Genomic DNA, 22,608 nt, shown 5'->3' on the forward strand with positions numbered 1-22,608 from the left:
ACTTAACGATTGTCCCAGTCGATGCTCTGCCCGCGAACATCTACGTGCACAAATGTCTCGTAAATTCCGATTCCACCGGTAAAGGCACCACGGTCGCGGACACGGGCGGCAGCAGCGGCCCAGTCGGCGCTTGTGCCCGTACCGCACACCCAATCCGCGGCTTTGAAGGTCTTGTGATAACTGTTGGACACGCCACCAACGCAGCTGTTGTAGTCGGATGAACGATAGCAATTCGTGATCCTGACGGGCTCGCCCAACTCATCGCGAATTGCATCCATCGCCGCAATCAGCGGCACGACATTGTTCCAAAGACTGCTGGGTGCGAGAGCGTTCTTGCCCTCGCAGGCGCCCCCCGGAACGTGATGCGACGGCCCGAGAACCATGAACTCGTCCGCCGAAAAGTGGCGCGCAGATTGTTCTGCGAAGAATTCGCGAAATGCGACCATCTCAGGTGTATCGGCCCGGGAAAAGCTTTGTCCAAGAACACTGTCAAGGAGCTCGGCCGGGACAATATCGCGTTCGCCGCCTTCGGTCTGATCTGTGGTCATATCTTTTCCTTTTCCTCGCGTTCTGTGGACTCCGAGCGGGTAGAGGCATTTTTCACAGGTGTGCCGCCCGTCCCGACAAGGTCGCCGATAATGCGCTCAATCTGGTTGGCCACCGACGGAACCCGACCGCGCAGCAGGGCGGCTACAGTCTGAAGGTCGCCCAGCGTTTCCTGCCTTTGGCCCGGTGAAGCGCCGGAGATGAACATATTGTTAAAAGTCTCGACCAGCATGGCCTGGTGCCCTTCGGTATCGCCGCCATCATCCAGCAGGTCGAAAAGCTGCGCCTCGGCTCTCAGACGGGCGTTCTCAAATGTCGGCGAGGCGTCGGTCGTGTCTTTAATGTCGGCGAGAATGGACTTGATGACCGACGCACCATCTTCGGTCAGCGTTGCCGCGCCATCTTTCAGGAAGGCCGCAAACGCCAGTCTTATCCGGGCATGTCCGGTGGCATTGGTATTGCGCTCCTGCGTGGCCATTTCAGCCTGCACGTAAGACGCATACGCCTTTTCGATCATCGCCGATTTTGCCGCACCTGTCAGAACAGACGCCAGCCTGAGGTGGGTATCTCCCAGACGAACATGACGACGCCACGCCCCGGAGACGCCCGCCAGAGATAGGGACGTCGCCAGGTGTGCCTCCATTTTCTTGAGCGTGTCTTTTTCAACGGCGCGCAATTCACGCGCCCCGCCCCCGCTCTTCTGCTCGGCAACAATGCGCGTCGCAGTCGCGACACGCGTGCGCAACTCCCAAAGCCTGTCGACCATCTCCTGCGAGTAACCCGGACGCGAGCACTTCAGCGCGCTTTCGAAACGGCGGATTGCGTCGGAAGAGTTACCAAGCTGTGCCGAGCATCGACCCATCGCTTCCAAAAGTTCCGGCTCGTCCTGCCAATCCGGCTTGCTGTCGACCAGCCTTTCAACCTTTGAAAGCCGCAATTGAAGCTCGTCGCGGGCCTCCTGTGTTGCTGCGTAGCGTGTGTCGGCTCGCAAGGACTGGAGCACCGAAGTCACCTGTCCAGCCGTCTTGAAATGCTTGCCGGATGTTCTGACGTCGACCGGAAGAGAGGATCGGCGCAACCGGAATTGCGGGTCGCCATAGCACTGGTAGGCGCCCCAGGTGTTCTTTCCCGGTGATGACCGGTAAGCAGCCTCCCGCCCTGCCCGCACGGCTTCCGAAAAAATCTGCCCTTCCAGAAATGACGTGTAGAAGGCGTCCGCAAAGGCTTCTGCCGCCTTGTCGTCCACTTCCCAACCCGCCGCGATGACGGCCTTACTGCCGAGGGAGATAAAGCTGAACGCCATGTTGGCCGCCAGTTCTGCGCGCATGTCACGGGCCTGATGTGGCGCGCTCTTGCCGTTGGCGTCGGCGGCCGTTTCGGGGCTGATTGAATCATAGGCGTTGCCGACATGACAGCAGTTCAGAAAGACAAATTCGGGCGCAAAGCGAAGTTGTTTGACGCGGTCCGGCCCAAAGATGCGGTTCTTTCCGATCACCAGCCCGGTCAACTTGTCAGGACCCCAATTGTGAACCCCATGGCCGGCAAAGTGCAGGACACGGTTCCGGGACAGATCCAGCAGTTCATCAATACGAGACGTATCGTTGATGGTGGTCTGCACATCATCGTTGCTCCATCCCGCCATCAGAAACTTGTCGCGCACGCTTGCCGCTTCTGTCGCGGCGGCTTTGAGCTTGTTGAAGTAGCTGTCGGGATCGCCGATCACGCACACCCTGTCGGTCCGCGCCAATGGCGGTCGGTCCGGTGACGGGCGATCCACAAACTGCCGCATAACGCCGGCATCGACCGCGATCAGCGAGTCGCGATTGTCAAAGTGATCCTCCATCAACTCCCACGGATATCCCGCCGTCGTTGCATCAAGCATCAGGGTTAACGGACGCCCGTCAGCGGCCATCGCCTTCATGGATCGCGGGACCATCCACTCGAACAGCAGTTTGCCCGCATTGGTTGTCGCCCGGGTGCTCTGGGTCTCGCCGCGAACGTAGCCATCGATTGTCGCGCGATCGATCGTGACGTCGGCCTGCGACACCAGCGCGCTTTGCGACAGCGCCTCGTATCTGAAACGCGAAGCACTCTCTGCATCCAGCGTGATCCGGATCTTCTGATCCCATGCCGTGTTGTCGCTCCGATGGGCCCGGCGGCGTCCCGCAACGCCCGTCCGCACGACGGACCCGATCTGGATATCTTCGTCCCACGAATGGCTTGCTCGTTCCGTGTCCAAACTCTCGGCCACCGCAATCGCCACGTCCTCGTACAGTTCCAGGATTTCCACCTCGCGAATCCGGTGTGTCTCGGGCAGGTCCCGATTGGCGCCGCGAAGCGCCTCAAGGAGCGAGACCACGCAGTCGCGTGTCGACAGCCGGCTGTCGCGATGCCCGATGAGAAGGGTTGTGATCTTGCAGCCACCTTCGGTGCGCACCCTGTCGGGATGAAGCGCATACCGAAGCAGACCATGGGTTAGAGTCGAGATCAGCCGCGCCTTGCTCAATTCGCCAAAGATACCAAGCCCCATGACAAGCGCCCCATCGGGCCCATCGCCCGAGGTCGACCGCAGAAACACTTCCGCCGAGTTTATGCTACCGGGATAAAGCCCAAGGTCCCGATGGCGCAGCAGTTTGCGATCAAGCATCTGGTCAAGCGCCATTTCGGCGCTGAGAAGCGGTGTATCGCGATAATGCCCCAGGGCAATGATGCCGTTGTGCGAGCGCAAGTCGCCGTGCCGAATGCCGATCTTTGCCACCGGCGCCCCCGCAGACACCGCATCAAATCGCCGGACATCGGCGCCGAGTGCTGCGGCCTGCAACTCTTCCTCGGTCGGATAGATGGGCTTCTCAGGCGGCATCTCGATCAGCCGGTCGCCACCACGCGCGGTGGGTGGCGTCTGGGACAGCAGCGTCGTCTGGCCGCGCACGACCAGATCGTGAATGGCCGGGAACAGCCGCTCGTCGCGGCACAGGTCACCATGCTGCGTACTGGGCGCAAACCAGGACCGGATACCGGGCAGAATGCCGGTGCGCCAGGGAACACGGCCATCACCATTGCGGGTGGCAAGAAGACGCAATCGACGCTTACGCCCTCGCCCGACCACCTCAATGGCCACCGGCGTCGCATCGGCCTTGCCAGCAAGATAGACCATCCGCTGCCGGTCTTGCGACCTGAGCTTCAGGGCTGCAACCGTCGTCTGCGCGGCAGACAACGCGACTTGTTCGGGCAGCGGATAGCCGTCGACGTTCCACGCCTTCCAGGTCTCGGCATCAAAGAACTGACCGCCAACATCTGTCGGCAAAAGTTCCAACGCACCCGGCATTGGCTGAATCTCTTTTAAAAGCTGAGGCATTGACGTGAAAACGTCGACCGTCTCCAACAGCTTGATCATCTTGTCGCGACCCAACAAAGCCCACGCCATCGCGGCTGACCCACCGTTCGGCGTGCCCAACATCACAAACCGAGACCCCTTGCGCCCGTCGAACATCCGATCCCAAACCGCGCGATGGCGTTTAATCATGGCCCGCACGACCAGCCCGCCCATGGAGTGGCCAATCAACCGGATCGGTTGGCTCTTGGACGTTGTCGCATCGAGAACTTGTGTGACGGTCTTGGCCAGCCTGTCAGCTTCGATGTTGATGGATTGTCGCCAGTCATAGTGAAAGTCGATCACATCATGTGACTGACCGAGATTCCGCAACAGCGAGCCATAGTAACGCGGTATCGACCGGACGGATCGCACATCGGGCGTCGGCGTGCCTCCGCGCGCGCCGATCTTGCGGATGCCGCCCAGACCCATCTCAAGGAGATCAAGCCAGACGATATTGCCATTGGCCTCGCCCAGCTGACTGCCCTGAATACCAGGCAGCAAGATCGCCACGGGCCGCTCGCCAAGGCTGCGCACAGTCGTCCCGCGACTGGAGGTCGCCGGCATCCGCTCGGGGTCGTCCGGCGCATTGAGAGGACGAAAGCCAGCCTCTTCGGCGTCGCCGAGAAGGGCGCGGACGATATGACTCGCCGTCTCGGCACTGCGAAAATAGCTGAAATGGTCGATATCGGGCCCAGACGCCATCAGCCGATGCAACGGGCCAGCGCGTTGCACACCCGCCGACATCGACGTGGTTTCCACCACGATATCGTGGTCCTCGCGATAGAACAGATCAGTCGCAAAGATCGCGAGGCCACGCAGAACGCCACGCGGCACCGTGTCACCGGCGACGATAGCGAGCGGTCCATCCACACTGACATCAGGCCGGTTCAAAAGTGCGACCAGGGGCGACTGGGGCCGCATCGCTTCCAGTCCGGGCAGAACGGTCGAATCTGCGCGTTGTGCAGCAACGCTTTGGGCAAGCTGTCGGACAGGTTCCAGCAGGTAGCGCTGTGGCCCTGGAATCAAACGCATCAGGTTGAAGATCACACTCAGGCCGCGATCAAGACGATCAGACGCAAGGATCGTCCCGCGGGCCGGACTGGCAACGCGCACGAAACGGTCAATCCGGGGGCGTCGATCGGCAATCAAACGCGACAGTTCTTTGAGGTCAGCCTTTTCGGCCTCTATCTCCGCTGGAGTGGCATCCCCGGCTTTCTGCCTTGCACTTTCAAGAATGCCGAGATCGCGTTCATCAAACGCCTCGCCGCTCACGCGCCCTGCCCTGGCGATAAGATCGCCGACAAGGCCGCCGCGCGAATGCGACAACAACGTGAGTTCCGCGCTACGCGGCAACGCCTTTAGGAGCGCAATGGCATTTTGCACCGGGCTCTTGGTTAGGGTGCAATGCTCGAAGGCGTAAATATGCGTGGCGGCTGTATCAGCGGTATCAGCAAAGGCATCTGCGAGCATGGACCAATGTTTTTGCTCGACCTTGGTGTCCGTTCCCGGCTCACCGGCTGTTGGGATCAGATTCCCGAAACTTCCCGCCGTGGATGAAAAGGTTCCATGAATGAAAACCGCCATCTTCTGACCGTCCGAAAGGCCGTCCGCAGGTGTGAAGCTTCCGTCGCGCCCGAGGCGAAACAGCACGTCCACACCGTTGCTTTCCAACTTGCCCTCTACTGCCCTTGCGGCGCTTTCGACCGTGGCCTTCACGACCGCATCGCCGGTGAAAAAACGATACAGCCGAACCGCCAATCCGCGCCCCTCACCGCGCGAGGCGTTGCCCTGCAACTCAATATGCGTCGGCAACAGCGCAAGATCGGAGTCCGAGCGCGATGCGCTCTCTTCCATCCCCTCCAGCGTATCCAGCCGCCGGAACAGCACCATTCCATTGTCGAGTTCAACCTCGATCAGATGTTCGTCGGGGACGTCCATAGCCTCGACACTGCCGTCCGCGCCTCGTGACCCACCCAGAACGATCTCGACGCTTGCCGAGCCAGCCGAAAGAAGATCATTCGCAGATTTGGACCCCGGCCCCCGGGCCTGACCCGGCACAAGTACTTTCGTTGTCATGGTCTATCCTCCAGTTTCACGAATTCTCCGATCGCCTCTTGGCAGACGAAAATGTGCGCTGACCTGTAGAGCGGGTCGTCAATCGACGTTGGCAATCCAAGCCCCAGCAGCCATCCATTCGCCCCGATCCCAAATGGGATCGGCCCCCCGACGTCACTGCCAACAAAGCTCGCGTGATTCCGCACAGCTGCCGCCACAGCCTCGGCGCGCTGCTTTGAAAGAAGCTGATTGCGAAGTGCCGAGCCGGTCGGGTCGGCAATGCCGAAGACATAAATCAGAGAGCCGTTGACATGGGCCTTGACCACGCGATCCAGAAGGCCCCCCGCTGCGTCCCGGGTTCCTTCATCAAACCAGCCAACATCGGCCCGATCCGCAAAGCGGATCACATGGTCATCGCTGTCGAAACGATACTCGCCATGGAGGTCGCACACTTCCAACACCTGATCAAAGTCGTACGTGATGCGGGTAACTGTCTCCGGTTCTCCCGCGACGTTCTGCTTGTCGGCTTCTTCGGGCGCAGCCGTCAGCTCGTCGATCTTTTTGTTGGCGTCGTCCACCTGACCCGGAAGCGCAGTGTCATCCAAGGTGACCATAACTGTGCGGTCAGGAATAGATTTCAGCTGCTCCTCGACTGCGGAGATCTGATCGTCGATGCCCGACGTCGACAGCGAAACCCCAATGCTTACATCGGTCGCCGACGCCCCCAATTCGCGGCGCAACTGCTCCAGATCTTCGTTGAACCGACGCCGGTCAAGTGCGACCGGAACCGACAGCGTCTGCTGAAACGCCGCTAGCTCATCGGAAACTTTCTCCAAAGCGTCGCTCAGACCCTCAACGTCGACGTCCACCGCGACATCGGGCGCGTCCGGTGGCGACCAGGGCCCTTCGACAAGCTTGCCAAGGTTGGCCTCCATCGAGGCAAGTCGCATATCGAACCGAGAAAACCGCTCATCAGACTCGGCGGCGCGCACGGTGGCTTTACGCTCAGCCACGTCGAGACATCCGAAAACCTGCATCATGAAGACTGCATCGACCATCGATGCGTGTCGGCTCTCTGTGTCCGGGTACTCCACAAGGCAATCCGCATCATGCGGGCTGTATTGAGCCTTGAGCTCGTTCAGAAGAAAGCTGGCGCTTGTCGTCTCGTCGGTCGGTCGGAACGTGGCCACCCCCTGAAGAACCGTCGCCAGCAACGCGACAAGGGCAGCCATGCCGGTCTTTGCCTCAAAGCGCTTCTGCGCGTTGTCGTGCCGGGCCTTGTACTCATTCGACGCCCGCGTAAGGCGGGTCATTAGCCCTTCAAAGTCCGCCGGGCAGATCGCCAAAGCGCCTCCGTTCTGCCCGGCGACAAGAAGACCCAGCCGTTTCGTAGCCCGCTGTCCGTCACGCAGAACGTCCTGAAGCCGCGTAATCACCCGCCGCTGGCGCTGAATCTTGCTCTCTGTTGCGACGATGCTTCCAAACGTGCCCTGCGCCTGAAGCAACGCGACCAGCAGTGGCACAGGCAGAACCCAGATGACATTCTTGATCGCAACTCCATAGTCCGCACGTCTTTCCGTGGACTTGGGGTTCGACCCTGAACCATATCCATCCTGTCCAAAACCCAAGAGACCTGCCACATCCGCGACAGCAAAAACACATGCGAGAACGAGCGGGACCAGACCCAACGCCCACAACCTTGCAGGACTTCGGAAAAACGGCGAGACATACCCGCCACCGCCCAGATCAGGTCCGTGCGTCTTTAGGGTCGCGTAAAGCAACGTCAGGGTCACGAGGACAAGGCACAACGTCCAGACCAGCAGCTCGTTAAAGGTCACCGAGAACCAACGGACATTCTTCAGAAGCCAGGTCAGCACCATGAACGTCAGCCATGTTCCGCCAAGAAAAAGCGCCACCTTGGTCACGTGATGGTAAAGGCGCTTCACAAGCGACTCCGATGTACGCAGTTCGATATGGGGGAAACGATCTGCCGCCTCGTTTCGTAGGCTGCCTTCTATCCGGTGATAATGCTGTTCGACGGTCGACATGAACTGCTGTGAAAGCGCGTCTATCGCCGGGCGTTTTTGCTGAAGCGCGGGCGTCCAGCCCGGCGTGTCGCGTGTGATGATTTCGCTTGTGAGCGTTCCCTTCAACGCGCGGCGTATCACCGCGCTGGCAGCGCTCTTTTCCGGCGTAGTCTTGGCCTTGCTTGTGCTCGGCTTTACCTGAACCGGCCAGACCGTCGTCGTCGGAACAACAATCTTCTGCTCCGGCATGCCGTCAATCATCGGCAAGCGATCCTCCCCGGACAGGCACCGCGATAGAAAGTTGACGATCAGCAGCGCCGTCAGGCGCGCGTCATATGCGACATATGCGACCGACGCGTCCGGTTCTTCCCCGTCAATTCTCTCCTCATCCGTGGTTTGTACGGCGATTGCGACAAGGCCGCTTTTGTCCACCCGGACGCCGACCCGCATGGCATCTTCCCGCGTCGCCATCCTGTCGAGGACGGCCAGGTCGTGACGCGCGTCTGTCCATGCTGCATCCTTGTTCAGACCGCGAACATAGTCACGGAACACCAGCGACGGGCTATCGCCAACAGCGAGCGTTTGCGGCGCCTTATCGGCAAGATGTTGAGAGACATCGATCCAGTCGAGAAAAGAAAACCACGCCATATCAACGCCACTCCTGCCAGCGGCGGAGCGCGTTCAAGAGACCCCCTCCCTGCGATGGCTCTACTTCAAAACCAAGGTGTCCATCAGGAGAGATGACCAGATCGACCCCAAAGAACATCTGGTCTTCAAGGTGATAGTCATTGTTTACAAATCCCGCGCCGAGATCGGCGTAGTTAACCCGTCTTTTGCCCGCGAAGCGGAACAAATTACGCAGCGACTTAGGCTCAATTCGCTGCATAATGAGGTTTCGTGTCCAGGTGTTAGAGCCATTCTTCAGATGATCGAGTTCGGCCCTGACCGCCACGTCAACGTTCGCCTTCGCCTTTCTGAAACGCCGCTCCCGGGTCCTACGCAGCTCTTCTTGTACCTGCCTTTGATCAATTGCTGCCCTGATCCGGTCCTCCGAGGCTTCGAGACGCTCCGCACAGAATTGCGCGATTTCTGCCTGTAGCGGCAGGTTCACCCCAAGATTGCGCTGAAAACAATCCATCAACTGCGTAGTCATAGCCTCTACGCGGGGCTCGATCGACAATTCAGTTGGCCATCGCTTTGTAATGCTAGCCAAGAGCTCAGCTTCAACATCTTCGACGCCCGACGGGTATGGAAACCGGGTTAAATCTGAACGAGGTGACCGCCAGAAAGCGACTTCCAATTGGGAGCGGTAACGATCTACCAACGTTTTGCAGGCGGAACGCACCTCGGAAACCGGTACGTTGATCGGGTGCTCAAGTTTCCAGTTCGCAAGAAGCTGTGCCTCCTGGCGCGGTATCTCGATATACAGAGTTCGGCGAAGAGCACGCCAAATCGACCAAACGAAGCCCGCTCTCATTCTAAGGAGCATAGATTGTGATGGCTTCGTCAATTTTGGTGCTGAACCATTCCCAGTCATGATGGTTACCCACGGCAAATCTCGATCAATTCTAAAGCTGAGGAAGAATTCGACTCAATTCGCCGCTATTCCAACTACTGTTTGGCATTCAGTTGGTTTATTGACGGAATACTAACGCAGAAATTGAAGCCGACACTTGCGGACAAGAAACATGCATCTGTGCACTTAGAAGGCAGCTACCGTCTCCAGTAACGGTTTCGAGCCGATAGGATAATGGGTCCCATTATCGTGACCGCTCTTGGGCCCGGTTTCGACGATTTCAAAGACCGTGATGAACTGCCTGAACACCTCAACAGGAGTTCAGCATGCCCCATCTCAATCACACCGCCTTCGTCAACTCCCGCCGCGATGAACGCAGTCTCGGTCATCACACGCTCCGAACCTATGCTCAGGATCTGCGAACCTTCGCACGCTTCACCAACGAACATCGGCTCACCGACCCGCTGTCGAAAGACGACATCCTCGCGTACCACCGCTATCTGCGCGATGAGCTTGCTGCCAAGCCCGCGACCATCGAACGCCGGCTCGTCACCCTCAAGTCGTACTTTGCCTGGCGCGCAGAGCGGAACGGCGCCCTGCCCTCCCCGTTCGCGGACGTCCACATCTCTGTGAAAATCCCGCGGCGACTGCCGCGCCCAATTGATCGCGACACGCTCAAAGCGGTTCTTCGGGCCGGTGGAGGCGCAATCGATGCGCGGTCGAGCCTTAGCGCGGGCCACGCTATACCGGACGCTCAGAATGCCGTTACGATCCTGATCATCAAGCTGTTGATCGTTACAGGTTTGCGGATCAGTGAACTCACGAACCTGACGGTCCGCAATGTGTCGCCGGACGGAAGCCAGATACTCGTGCAAGGCAAAGGCAGGAAAGAACGGAGCGTCTTCGTGCCGAACCGCGAGCTGCAAGGGTAGTTCCAGCGCTATTGCCAGGTGCGTTCTGAAGACGGCTCCCCTGCCTCGCCGCTGCTCGTTCCTCAACAAAGTGGGATGTCGACTCCGTGCGGCCACCTTCCGCAAGCGACTGCGAGCGATATTTAAGCGCCTTGGGATCGAACCACACCTGACCCCGCACAGGTTTCGGCACTCAGCTGCGACGCTTCTAATCGAAGAAGGGATCGACATCAGGATAGTGCAGGCGCTCCTCGGGCATGCGAACCTCAAGACAACCGAGATCTACGTGCGGGTTTCTAACCACGCGCTACGGCGAGCGCTGGTGCGGGTCGATGTCCTCGATGTGCTCTGACATTTGCTTCCGTAAAAGGCCTTATGGCCCTCGCCGGGATCTGTTCGAGTTGCAACAGAGCCCCAATCAATCCGCCTAATTCAGATCAGCCCTATGCTGGATCTTGAACACTAGCGAAATGTTTCCGTTCTCTCGTCCGCAGGATGAGTTAAGCTATCAGTATTTCTTAGTTTTTTGAGGAGAACAACTTTTGGTAAAGGCCGAATTGTCTAGAACAGCACTTGAGCTTTGGCCACATCAGCATGCGGCGCTCGATACAGTCGATGCGTTTTTCGCGTCAGAGTCCAACCGCGCCTGCCTCGTCAACATGCCGACCGGCACGGGAAAAACCGGCGTAATGGCCGCAATCGCGTGCCAACGTGCCAAGGACCAGCCGGTTCTCGTCGTGTGCCCTTCGGCGGCATTGGTTGCGCAACTCACCGCCGAATTCGCTGAACGTTTCTGGGACAAAATCGGGGCTGACCCGGCTTGGAAGCCCGACAGTGTATGGAATGTTCGACCGAGCAATATCGAGAACCTGGTTCAACGGCTCAACGATCATGCCGGTGAGAGGATCGTCGTAGTCAGTACTGTGCAGGCGATGCAGCAAATCGACGCCGACGACAACATTGAGCAGCTTCATGGACTGATCGGCACAATTCTCTTCGACGAGGGCCATCGCGAGCCGGCACCTAGCTGGGCGCGTGTCGTCCGCGGTTTCGCTGTGCCAACTGTCCTGTTCAGCGCAACGCCGTTTCGGGGTGATCTGAAAATCTTCGACGTCGATGACAACCACATCCATTTTTTGAGCTTTGCCGACGCTGTCGATCAGGGACTTATCCGGGGCGTCGAAATTGACGAACAGTTATTGCCCGTCTCGGCGGACGACTATGCCCATGCACTGATCGCCAAGGTCGACGCACTTGTGGCCGACGGCCGTTTCACGGTTGCCAGCAAGGTCATAGTGCGTTGCGACAGCGAGGAGTCGGTCACCGAAATGCACCAGGCACTGACCGTCGGGCTAGCGGGTCGTACCGATGGGGTCATCGCCATCCATCACAACTTCCAGGCACGGCACGATGAAGGCATATTCGACGCGGTGCCACGAAACTTGGCGGCCCGAACCGAACGCTTTCTTGTCCACCAGTTCATGCTGATAGAAGGCATCGACGATCCCCGATGCACCATGCTCGCGCTCTATGAACCGTTCACCAACACGCGTATGCTGGTCCAGCAAATTGGAAGACTGATCCGTCATCCGGGGCCGATTGGTGACGCAGTACCGGCCGCCTATGTCCTCGCACCCAAGGGCCGAGCAATATCTGACGAGTGGAAGAGTTTTCTCGCCTTTGACGCTGCATCGATGGAAAAAGGCAACAAACCGTTCGTCCGGAACGATGCGGCGATCCTGGAAGATTTGATCGCAGCGCTGCCTGAGCTGGACTACGTTATGGGACGTTTCCGCGAACGACCCGATCTGGACGATCCGGGGCTCCATGACGATCTTCGCTTCCCGAAAGCGGCCGTCGTATTCACCATCGACCCGAACATCGACCTGGACAACTTGCAAAGATCCATCAAGGCCGAACTTGCTAGCGAAGATCGCCACGAAGCTCTCGTCGGCCAGACAATCGACGGTCATTGCCGCTATCACATCACACTTCGGCTGACGCCGTCACCGTTCCTGTCCGGCAGCCTTTTCCAGGCACCCAGTCTTGAGGCGACGATATACGCGAAGAAGGAAAAGCGCCTCTTTTTCTTCGACAGCGCGGGGCTCTGGATCAACGATCTCGATGGTGTCGGTCCGCGCGTCAACGCCAAGGATTTGCGCGCACTTCTGCCCGACGGAACCGCTAACAGCATTTCATTCATGAACGTAAAAAATACCGATCTTGGGCCGGTGGCTCTGCGATCTCGCAGTTTGTCGGCACGCTCGCTCGATCGGTCGGGTGTATTTATGGGCGAGCATCTCAACGTGGTAACGCGCGCGACCGGCCATATTCACCACAAGGTAGGCGAAGATGGGATTCGGCGGTCGGTGGGCTTTTCGCGATCACGCGTACGCGACGGTAAAGGCAACGAGCTGACCGCCCAGGAATATGCTGAATGGTGTGGTGCAGTGGATACGCAGCTCGATGCCGCCGCACAGACCGCATCGATTTTCACCCGCTTCGCCGTTCCGGACAAAGTTCCGGCGGACACGGAGCCACTTAACATCCTCGTCGATCTGGTTGAGATGGACGATCAATTCGTCGCCAAGGGCGAGACAGCGGCGGTCAGGTTTGACGATCTTTGTGTCGCGGTCGAGGAGGACAACGACCCCAAGGCGCCAGCGCGTTTCCGCTTTCTCTTAGAAATCGATGGAGAGGAGCATCCGGTCTGGATCGACTGGAACGCCAAGAAGGGAAAGTACTGGCTGGTGTCGCCCGGACTAAGCCGGATCAAGACCAAAGACAATCCGAAGATCTCACTAACCCGTCGCTTGAACCAGCTTCAGCCTTTCCGGATCATTACCCGCGATCTCACACACACGTATGTCAGCGGTGACTTTTACCGAATGGACCTCCACCTCACCGACCCAAAGGGCCCCGCAAGTCTGGTACTCGATCTGATAACCGCGATCCCCGGACTCGGTGCGGTAACATCAGAAAAGGGCGAGCTGGTCCACGGCCATGTCGACAGTTGGGCGGAAGGCTCGCTGTTTGAATTTGTCGACAGGGCGCTCAGGCCCGATCGCGGGCCTGCGCTGTTCGGGCACAGCTTTCCTGATCTGGTATGCGACGATCTTCAGGATGAGGTCGGCGACTTTCTCGGCCTAAATGAAACACTGGCAAGTTCAGCGGCGGTGGCGGTCGCTGGCAAATGGAAAAGCGGCAATCCAGGAGTGTCGGCGTCGGCGTTCTACGACGTGTGCGCACAGGGTCTAAAAAATCTCGCTTACCTGAAGAGCGACGGGGTTGCCCTACCGGGTAGCCAGACTCGGTTCGATGGTCGTTGGCGGCTGTCAAAGCGCAATGCACCCATTACCCAGACGGTCGATCGCAAACGACACGGACGCGGCTCGAAGGCCTTCCGCAGCGCCTTCCAGCGCTTGCGAACATCCCCGGCGACCGAACGGTCGATCTGGTTGGTCTGTTCTGGCGGGATGCTTTCGCTCGCCAAGCTTAAGGTTGAATTCGCCAAACCCCAGCCAGAGCCGCACGTTCTCCAATTCTATCACTTGGTCCTATCGACATATTCCGCCTGCCAGTCAGTCGGGGTTCAACTCCGAATTTTCTGCGCCGAATAGCGAGACATATCCTCACTTGCGGTGACCCAGGATCAGAAGCCTTAGAACATGGGATCATTCAGAACCCGCTAGTAGCGTCAACGCCACAAATAGCATGGATGAGGGCAACGGGGGCAACGCGCAGCGTCCCCCTTATCAGCACGTTTTCTCCGGAATCCGCGCGAAAACCCAGATATCGGGTGACTTTACTCCAAATCCGTCTATGATTTGCTTGAGCAGTGATTTGCATGGTAATTCGGGGCAGTTCGTGGCGCGAAGCGATCTCATCATAGATCTGGTGAAGGCCGGCGTTTCCGGTGACGCTGATTCCGTGCGCGTGACGGCCGAGGCGATCGCCGCGGACGAACGGTCTAAGAAACATACGGGCGTTGCAGACCGGATATCCAAGGCACTGACCGTTCCGCCAAAGCCGGGCGTTAACGGGCGCTCCTCTCAGCCGGCCATGCGGCTTCGAGACGGTTCCGGTGGGATACAACGCCGGGACCCTGATCGCCCAATGTCGGACCTGTTTCTGGACAAGAAGGTCCAGACGGCCTGCAGTGAACTCATTGAGGAGCAACACCGTGCCGATGTTCTCAGATCACAAGGGCTGGAGCCGCGGCACCGGTTGTTGCTCGTCGGGCCGCCAGGGAACGGCAAGACCTCTCTGGCCGAAAGTCTGGCTTACGAGTTGGCGCTTCCGCTGTTCGTTGTGCGGTATGACGCGATTATCACAAGTTATCTCGGCGATACTGCAACGCGCCTCAGACGGATGTTTGATTTCGTGCGTACAGAGCCGTGCATTTTGTTTTTCGACGAATTTGATGCCTTGGGAAAGGAAAGAGGAGACCTTCATGAGACTGGAGAAATCAAACGCGTTGTGACGACGCTTTTGCTGCAGCTTGATGATTTGCCATCTTACTGCGTGCTTGTTGGCGCAACGAACCATCCCGAACTGCTTGACCGTGCCACATGGCGCCGGTTTGAAATCAAGCTGGAACTCGGGAAGCCGACAGACGATCAGATGACAGATTATTTTGCGCTCCGGATGAAGGAGTTCAACGATAATTTTGGGTACACCGCAAAGCGCCTGCGCGCCGCGATTTGTCCCAAAAACTTTTCCGAGGCCGAAGACTTTTTTATGGATATTCACAGACGTCGCGCGCTCGCACAAGGCAACGTCACCTTCCGTACATTGGTCAAGGACCGCATCAGCGCTTGGGCCTCACAGCATGGAAGTGTGACTGGGGATGACAGATCGACCGATACTACGGCTGCCTAATCCCGAACTGACGGTTCGGCTGACAGGTGTGCCTGACAGACGGCGGCGGCCACGTGGGGCAGGTCGTCAGGGTCAGGATGCCCGATTTGGAGAGGCATTCAGGCGCCTGGAAGAGGCCTTTCAGGGCGATGCGCCGGACGTTCTTTTGCGCCAGGACCCGACCGGAATCGCGCCAGAACGGGCGCTTGTATTTGAAACACTGCTTCCGATTCAGAATTTCCAAAAAGCGGCAGCGCGCATCGGCTTTGAGCTTCTCATCGAGGACCGGCTCGATGATACATATGAGATCCCGGATGAGCTCGTCGATGAATATGTGGGTGCCGCGGCACCCACGCTCTATGCCACGATGCCATCGGCAGCCGATCTTCAGCGTATGTTGCAGCTCTGGCGCGCCTATCAAAACGATGAAGAGAAGCCATACGGGCTGGCACCCTGGTGGAAGCTCTTTGACATGCTTGCGGATATCCGCCCCTGGGGGCCGCAAGACAGGTTGACGCCTCAGGCACAGGCCGAGCTTCTAAAGCAGCTTTCTGAGGATGATGCGGAGCCCGTGCGGCTCGAGTTGGAGATCTGGCCGACTGCCAACCAGGCACAGCGAAATCGTTGGCAAAACGACACGCGGGCGCGCGTTGAGGCTCTGGGCGGACAGGTCGTCAGGACCAGCTCGATCAATCTCGATGGCTTTATCTATGAGGCGGTTCTGATCGACATGCCGTCAGGCGCTGTGCGCGCCATGCTGGAAAACCCCTTTGCCCCGAACGGGCTTGCGACCATCGACGGGCTGCAATTTGTATTGCCACAGACGATTGGTCAGTCCCTGCCCGATCTTTCGGATGATGAGCCGGATGCCGATTTTGGCGCGCTGACGCAGTTTGATGCCAATGCGCCCGTCCGTGCGGTTCTGCTTGATGGCACACCGATTGCCGGTCACCCGGCGCTCAATGGCGGCGTCGATATCGAAGATGTCCATGATCTGGTGCCCCTGTCGCAGGTTCAGCATCGCCGTCATGCAACGTCTATGGCTTCACTGATACTCAGGGGCGATCTTGTGGCTGATGGCGCGCCGCTGAGCGGGGCCCGGCTTCTTGCCATACCTGTGCTTGTCGATGGGGCAGACGGGGCCTCGTCTCCGAATGATCAGCTCTTTGTCGATCTGGTCCATGTCGCTTTGACGCGGGCATTTTTGGGAGATGAGCCCCTGGCGCCAGATGCCTTCATCGTCAACTTCTCAATCGGGGTGCGAGGGTCGCATTTCGCGGGCCGCATAAGTTCTCTCGCGCGGCTGTTGGATTGGTGGGCGGAAAACCAGGGCATCCTCTTTATGGTTTCGGCGGGCAATGTGCCTGACGATCTTGTCATTCCCAATATGAGGGTTCTTGATTTCGAAGATGCCGATCAGGATGCACAGAAAGCCCATATTGAGGCGGCTTTGCGGGGAGCACGTCATGACCGGACGCTTCTTGCGCCGGCCGAGGCCGTAAATGTTGTCACCGTCGGCGCGGCGTCACATGATCTGACCGATCCGACATTGCCTTTGCCGGCAGGGATGGTGTCTCTGGAGGGCGGCGAGGGCGTGCGCACCGCCGTATCATCAGGTCTTGGCCTTGGAGCCTTTCGGTCGATCAAACCGGATTATGTTCACACGGGCGGGGAGCATGAGCTGCGTATGTCGCCAGCGGGTGCGCATCTGCGGCTGACGGTTCCCAATCAATATCAGCGGTCGGGCCTTTATGCAGCGACTGTCCAGAGAGGCGCGCCCTCTAAATATCGGGTCCGCGGAACCAGCTGCAGCAATGCCTTGGCGACGCGCGCGCACGTCAATGCAGCGACTGAGCTAATGGTCGAGGACGGTCCCTTTGATGGCGTTGATCTTGGAAGGCGCGATCTTGCTCTAATCACCAAGGCTCTCTCGGTGAACGCTGCGCGGTGGCCGGAGAACGCCACGGCTTACTACGAAGCGGAGCGGGCACGGCTGAATGGCAATCATTCCAGCGCGCGCGAGGAGGTATGCCGACATTTCGGGCATGGAGTGCTGAACGAAGATTTCATGCGCGAAGCACCGGACTATGGCGCAACGCTGGTTGGGACTGCAACAATTCGCAAGGACGGGGCGGCACTCTTTGACGTGCCGCTTCCGCCTTCGCTTGCCGGAGAGCGCCTGGGGCGTTCGATGTGGGTAACGATTGCCTGGTTTTCGCCGGTGCTTGCAACCCGAGCCAGATACCGGCTTGCACTCCTGGAAGCGGTTCCCCATGGCACCGATCTTTTTGGTGATCTCATTGAGGATCAGGGCTGGAGCCTCGACATGCGCGCGCGCGAGCTCGACGCAAATATTATCAAGCGCGGGACGGTCTGGTCGCGACGCCTTATTCACAGTGGTCCGATCGTGCCGCGCTACGCAGAGGATGCGGTGCTTCCCATCCGGGTTCAGTGCCGTGATAATTCGGGTGGTGGGCTCAGCCCGGATGAGGAGATACGTTTTGCGATTGCGGTGACCCTCGAATTAGAGGCTGAGACGCAGTTCGACATTCGAGATGAAATCGAAGAAGCGTTGCGTGTCCGCTTGCAGCGCGCTGGCTAAGGGTGCACCACAGCAAGGCAGTCGGAATCGTGAGACCCTTCCTCGACCGACCTAGTCTATCTGCAGGATTGGACGATCACCGGTGAGTTGCTGGATAAAGTCGATGCGATCCCCATTCCAGTGATACCGGAAATGATCGCCCTGCTTGGGCGGGGTCACAACATCGGGGAAGAAGGCCGCGATGCATTCGCCTCCTGAGTGCCGCAGGCTTGGATAGACGATACCGTTTTTGTCTTGGGATTTCTGCTCGCGGGCGAATGCCTGTGGCGCCGGATAACTTCCAATGTCCGGATCCAGGAGGGTGTCATGACCTGCCGGTCTGATGTCGATGAGATCTGTATCGATCGATCCGATGAGCTGGCGGACTTCTGAGATCCAACCGGGTTTCAGTTTTGAGTCTGCATAAAACCGGCCCATATGAAACGAGTGCTCGCGAAACGCGGTCTCAAGAGCCTTGGCCGCATAATAGACCCCATAGGTTCCATCGCTAAAGCGCGACTGCCGATCAGGTGAAATATGTGTGAAGGCGGCCATGACCCAGGACGCGCCCTCTCCTGAAAGCCGCCGTTCGACGGGCACCAGAGACAGATCACCGATCTCCTCGTAGATGCGCGGGTTGGTCCTGGATTGTGCAATCGCCAGGGCCTCCCAATCGCGCGGGTCTGCGATATCGTCATAAAGGTCGATGGGTGGAAAATGCGACATGACCAGGCGATGGGTTTTGGGCCATGTCACACGTGTCGTCTTGGGCGCTACCATCCGCCACGCACGGAATCCAGGTAGCGGCGAATTCGGATCAGGTCCTCCATGCCACCGTGCAAGGCGACATCAAGGGCTGACTTGCCACCAAGGGCGGATGTCTCGGTCGACATCCAGTCATATCCGCGCTGTGGGTCGGAGAAGATGATGCGGAGCGCCTTGTGGATTCCAAGAATGTTCGACATCCGGTCCGCCATATCGCGCGAGACACGGCCGTAGTCGCCATCGCGCCAGCGCTGGAGCGTCTTTGTCGAGATCCCGCCCAAAATGACGGCGGCATCGGCGTCCTTGACCTGCCACTTGGCAAAGAGATTGATGATGGCGCGCTGCATCGCTTCCCGCTCGTCCTTGCCATAATCACCAGGAACGGGGCGGTCGCGCAGATTGGCGCCAGAAGAAATAGGCTGAAGCATAATCACTCCTTTTGTCCTAACATAGCACATAGATGGACATTTGTCCACTCTGCCGATATGGTGCTTCAAACAGTGTCGGTCAAGCCCTTGGGGCAATGTGACGGAGAGAAAGGAAAGGCCAGATTGCGCGTTGTAAAGCCATACGGCACCACGAAAACGGCACCGGGTGAGGATGGTGCGCTGAGGCGCAGCATCCACCCGAATTCGTTTCGTCATGAGGCGAAAGATGTCGCAGACTTCGCTGAATCAAACCCGAAACTGGTTCTGTCGCAATGGATATCGATGATCGACAAGGTCATCACAAAGCCCGCGGAAGGCAATGTTCCCTCGCTCAACCAGTACAATCTCAGGGAGGAGATTGGGACGGCGGCCTGGTCCATCATCGTGGACCGCGATCTGTTATCCGCGATACCAAAACGGCTCAAGCGCCTCGAGCGGGAATGGTGGTCGCGGATCCATCCCTATGGGCGGGAGATCGAGCCGACCGGGGCCTTGGATTTTAGAGGTCGGTGGTTCCATGTTTTCAGCGGTGAGAGCGATCCAGCCAGTATCGATACAGACGTCATCGCACAGGGGCTCTACCACCATCTTTATGTAGGCGAAAAGCGCCTTGGGGAGGATGTACGACCCCGCACAAAGGGATTGATACCAGCCCGCGCGCACAGCATCTCCGAAAATGTTCCGGCCCTCAGGCAGGGGGAGCTTGCTCTCGGTCCGCCTTGGAGCAACGACGATGTTTCCGCCTACTTCGCCGCGCCGGACGTTCTCAATCGGATCACCGAGGCCATGAATAAGTATGACGGCCAGCGCGCCTCGCGAAGCCGTCGTGCGGTGGGCCGGGTCTTGCACGAACACTTAGGACGCATCTTTGCCGGATCAGATGGAAGCATCCTTTCCATCGAAGAGGCTGCGTCTCATTACCCCGGTCTCTTCGCCTTGCATCAGGCGACAAAGTCCAGGTTTCAACGACTGCTGAGAGCGCCCCAAGCTCATTGGCGGAAAAAGCTTCCGAAGAGTTCAGCAGAACTTACTGCCGAGCTGATGGAGGATTGGCGAAACCGGGAGGTCAATGCGCTGATCCGTCTTGGAAAGATCATTCACTATGAAGCGGCGCCGGACGGGCATGCCGACAGCCCGGCCCACCTTTTCGACACTTGGAGCGCGGATGTCTCCAGTAGCCCCTTCTGGTCCAGTGACGGGCAAGCGGCGATCAAGATCAACGAAGCCTTTGTGCGCGTCTGGCGTCACTCGCTCAGCTTTGCAGCGCGAACGGCAACCAACTGGGCAGACGCCGATGCCGTGATCGACAGGGATATTCTCGGTGCAAGAGAACGGGAAGCTGCGGTTAATGCTCTGGAAGTCGACCATTTTGACCGTATCGCATCCCTCTTGTTTGGCGCATCAAGCGGCAAGTTCGCCACCTCGACGAGAGAGTTTCGACAGGAGGTCATGGCGCTTGCGCTCAATGAGTTGAGCCGGCTTCGCAACGCCGCATTTCATTTCAGCGGCCTGACATCCGTTTTGAACGTGCTCAATACTCTAGGCGACGGCGCCAGTCCTGACGCCCTCGCCGCCGTCAAATCCCTGCATGCCGATGATACGGCGGCGCTCGATGAGCGTCTGAAGGCTGATTTACGGTCGGTTCGCGCCGAGTATTTTCTGGGGCAGGATCAGGTGGATCGACTCCTAGAGACCGTTACGCGAGGTGACGCCCGTTTCGACGATCTGCCATCCTTTCAAAACGTTTTGTGTCGGGCACGGGACGCTTATTACTGGCGAAAGGACGTCGACTTCCGACTTCCTGGGCCGGCGACGGCCGAGGTACTGCGCGATCCGGCAAAGCGTTGCCAGCACCTCGTTCTGAAACTTCTTTATGAGCGTGGCTTCGGAGAATGGCTTTGCGATCTGACCGCTGAGGCACTGCGGACCTATGTCGAGCGGTACACTGTGCGCGCGACGAACGAAGCACGGCGGATTTCAGGCAATGACAAGCTGACGGCGCGGGCCGCTGCCCATATCAAAATCCTCGACAGTGACACTGTTTTTGATCTCTTCGCGATGTTGCGTGCAGCCGCCGTCGCAGAGGCAAGATCGGCGCAAATCGGCCGTCAGCTCGAACGGGATCTTGGCAAGTATCTGCGCGATCTCGAGCTTGATCTGATTGCGCAGGCCTTTCAGGACTATGTCGAGCAGGCCGGGTTGGGATGGGCTTTTGACATTGAGGCGGGCTGGCAAGGCGACAATCCCAAATCCCGCATTGCGGTCGTCACTGCCCCTGAAACGACAGCAGAAAACTGGCAATGTGTGATGTACTTTCTGCTGCACCTGATCCCCGTCGATGAGGTCAACAAGCTCTCACATCAAATCTCCAGGACCGGCATACGCGATGGTGCTCAGGCGCACCTGGCCGGTACGCTTTTGTCACTGCTTTCACTCTACGAACGCAGCCACGATGCCAAGTTCGAGGGGCTCGAAGGCGCGCGTGGCCGGTCCACGTTGGAGCCGCTTTTCGAAACCCCAGAGCTCGCAGACACAGTCCTGAAGCGATCTACGGGGGATGCAGCCTTGGGCCGTGGCTCCGTCCGGGCGCTCCGCGAAACACTGCGGTTTGAGCCGCCGCGGCGTGTGATTGAGGTCTTGTCTGCTGTCCCGATCACGACAGGTCATCTGGAAACGTTGTCAACACTGAGCGAAGGAGTCGCCAAGGCACAGGAGAGAAGATCAGCACTTCACGACAAATGGGTGAAAGCCAATCACGTATTGAGCGACGAAGACAAGTCGTCCTATGCCGAGTGCCTGGCCGTGATCGTGGCACATCGCGACGTCTCCCACCATGCCCTCCTGGGAAATCATCTCAAGGCCTATCGGCTGCTGGTGGCCACACTGGCCAAGCTCGTCGACAATGTTGGGATCTGGGAGCGCGATCTTTATTTTGTGACCCTCGGTGTCCTGTACCGGTCTGGCGTCTCCCCGGCAGATGTCTTTTCCTCTCCACGAAGCAGACGGCTGCTTGGGCGTGGGCAGATCATCGAAGCCATCCGGAAACGCGACCAGAATAACGCGGCGGACCGCCTCGTTGAGGCTTTGAGGGCCTTCTTTCTGGCGGACTTCGCAACGGGCGGCGACAGCCGCATCGCGATCCGTAATGAGCTGGCGCATTTCGGCATGCTCTACGACGCAGCGGGCAACATCTGCCTGACGGATTTGATCAACCAGACTCGTTTTCTCACACGCTATGACCGTAAACGCACGAACCGGGTGAGTGTATCCGTAGGTGATCTGTTTGACCGATTTGGTCTTGAGGTGACCTGGGACTCATCAGATGGCGCTCTGTCCAATGCCAAGCTGGAGGCAAAGACAATTCAGCATCTGGGGGACGCTGCGTTCACGGAAACCCTCGTCGGGCCTGAGTTTGTTTCGCTGGTGCGGGGCATGCTCTGAGAGGCAGGTGACAGGAATCGCGTGAATTGTTAGATTTGCCGCATCACCCCCATATGACGGGGGACTAAGATCCGTGTTTTGTTACGACTTAGTCATGGCCTGCTG

General features: G+C 58.5%; 12 protein-coding genes. 6 read left to right on the forward strand and 6 right to left on the reverse strand.

All coding sequences use genetic code 11. The annotated features are described in order from the left end of the window. Positions 1-2 precede the first annotated feature (2 nt). Genes Q1A52_RS03410 through Q1A52_RS03425 form a run of 4 tightly spaced genes read right to left on the reverse strand, consistent with a single transcriptional unit; the run spans position 3 to position 9,478 of the window. Positions 3-548, reverse strand: coding sequence for a D-Ala-D-Ala carboxypeptidase family metallohydrolase (locus tag Q1A52_RS03410; protein ID WP_300010863.1), 546 nt, complete (start codon positions 546-548; stop codon positions 3-5). Then, positions 545-5,995 carry a CHAT domain-containing protein gene (locus tag Q1A52_RS03415; RefSeq protein WP_300010866.1) on the reverse strand — a complete coding sequence of 1,817 codons (5,451 nt, stop codon included), beginning with the start codon at positions 5,993-5,995 and terminating at the stop codon, positions 545-547. The genes Q1A52_RS03410 and Q1A52_RS03415 overlap by 4 nt, the downstream gene beginning before the upstream one ends. Continuing rightward, positions 5,992-8,649 carry a hypothetical protein gene (locus tag Q1A52_RS03420; protein ID WP_300010869.1) on the reverse strand — a complete coding sequence of 886 codons (2,658 nt, stop codon included), beginning with the start codon at positions 8,647-8,649 and terminating at the stop codon, positions 5,992-5,994. The genes Q1A52_RS03415 and Q1A52_RS03420 overlap by 4 nt, the downstream gene beginning before the upstream one ends. A gap of 1 nt (position 8,650) precedes the next feature. After that, the gene (locus Q1A52_RS03425; protein WP_300010872.1) at positions 8,651-9,478 is read right to left on the reverse strand and encodes a hypothetical protein; all 828 of its coding nucleotides are present in this window, start codon (positions 9,476-9,478) and stop codon (positions 8,651-8,653) included. Between the two features lie 365 nt (positions 9,479-9,843). Here Q1A52_RS03425 and Q1A52_RS03430 point away from each other — a divergent pair, with 365 nt between their 5' ends. The 5 genes from Q1A52_RS03430 to Q1A52_RS03450 all read left to right on the forward strand — a co-directional run bounded on the left by Q1A52_RS03430 (position 9,844) and on the right by Q1A52_RS03450 (position 17,890). After that, on the forward strand, positions 9,844-10,449 hold the full coding sequence (locus tag Q1A52_RS03430; protein ID WP_300010875.1) for a site-specific integrase: 606 nt from the start codon (positions 9,844-9,846) through the stop codon (positions 10,447-10,449). Next, positions 10,358-10,780: a tyrosine-type recombinase/integrase gene (locus Q1A52_RS03435; protein WP_300010877.1), complete on the forward strand. Its 423-nt coding sequence runs from the start codon at positions 10,358-10,360 to the stop codon at positions 10,778-10,780. The genes Q1A52_RS03430 and Q1A52_RS03435 overlap by 92 nt, the downstream gene beginning before the upstream one ends. 190 nt (positions 10,781-10,970) lie before the next feature. Further along, positions 10,971-14,048 carry a DEAD/DEAH box helicase family protein gene (locus tag Q1A52_RS03440; RefSeq protein WP_300010881.1) on the forward strand — a complete coding sequence of 1,026 codons (3,078 nt, stop codon included), beginning with the start codon at positions 10,971-10,973 and terminating at the stop codon, positions 14,046-14,048. 94 nt (positions 14,049-14,142) lie between these two features. After that, complete coding sequence (locus Q1A52_RS03445; RefSeq protein ID WP_300010885.1) at positions 14,143-15,309, forward strand: AAA family ATPase; 1,167 nt, start codon at positions 14,143-14,145, stop codon at positions 15,307-15,309. Continuing rightward, on the forward strand, positions 15,278-17,890 hold the full coding sequence (locus Q1A52_RS03450; RefSeq protein WP_300010887.1) for a S8 family serine peptidase: 2,613 nt from the start codon (positions 15,278-15,280) through the stop codon (positions 17,888-17,890). Before Q1A52_RS03445 ends, Q1A52_RS03450 begins: the two co-directional genes overlap by 32 nt. Positions 17,891-17,941: 51 nt before the next feature. On the opposite strand, the gene Q1A52_RS03455 is transcribed toward Q1A52_RS03450, so the two are convergent. Next, positions 17,942-18,595, reverse strand: a complete 654-nt coding sequence (locus tag Q1A52_RS03455; RefSeq protein WP_300010890.1) for an RES family NAD+ phosphorylase — start codon at positions 18,593-18,595, stop codon at positions 17,942-17,944. Positions 18,596-18,642: 47 nt separating this feature from the next. Further along, a complete protein-coding gene (locus tag Q1A52_RS03460; RefSeq protein ID WP_300010893.1) occupies positions 18,643-19,062 on the reverse strand; it encodes an antitoxin Xre/MbcA/ParS toxin-binding domain-containing protein in 420 nt (139 codons plus the stop codon). Positions 19,063-19,185: 123 nt separating this feature from the next. On the opposite strand from Q1A52_RS03460, the gene cas13a reads away from it, so the two are divergent. Then, entirely contained in the window at positions 19,186-22,503 is a 3,318-nt protein-coding gene (gene cas13a / locus Q1A52_RS03465; protein ID WP_300010896.1) for a type VI-A CRISPR-associated RNA-guided ribonuclease Cas13a, read from the forward strand. The last annotated feature ends 105 nt before the right edge of the window (positions 22,504-22,608 follow it).

This window comes from uncultured Roseobacter sp., from assembly GCF_947488185.1.
Taxonomy (GTDB): domain Bacteria; phylum Pseudomonadota; class Alphaproteobacteria; order Rhodobacterales; family Rhodobacteraceae; genus Roseobacter.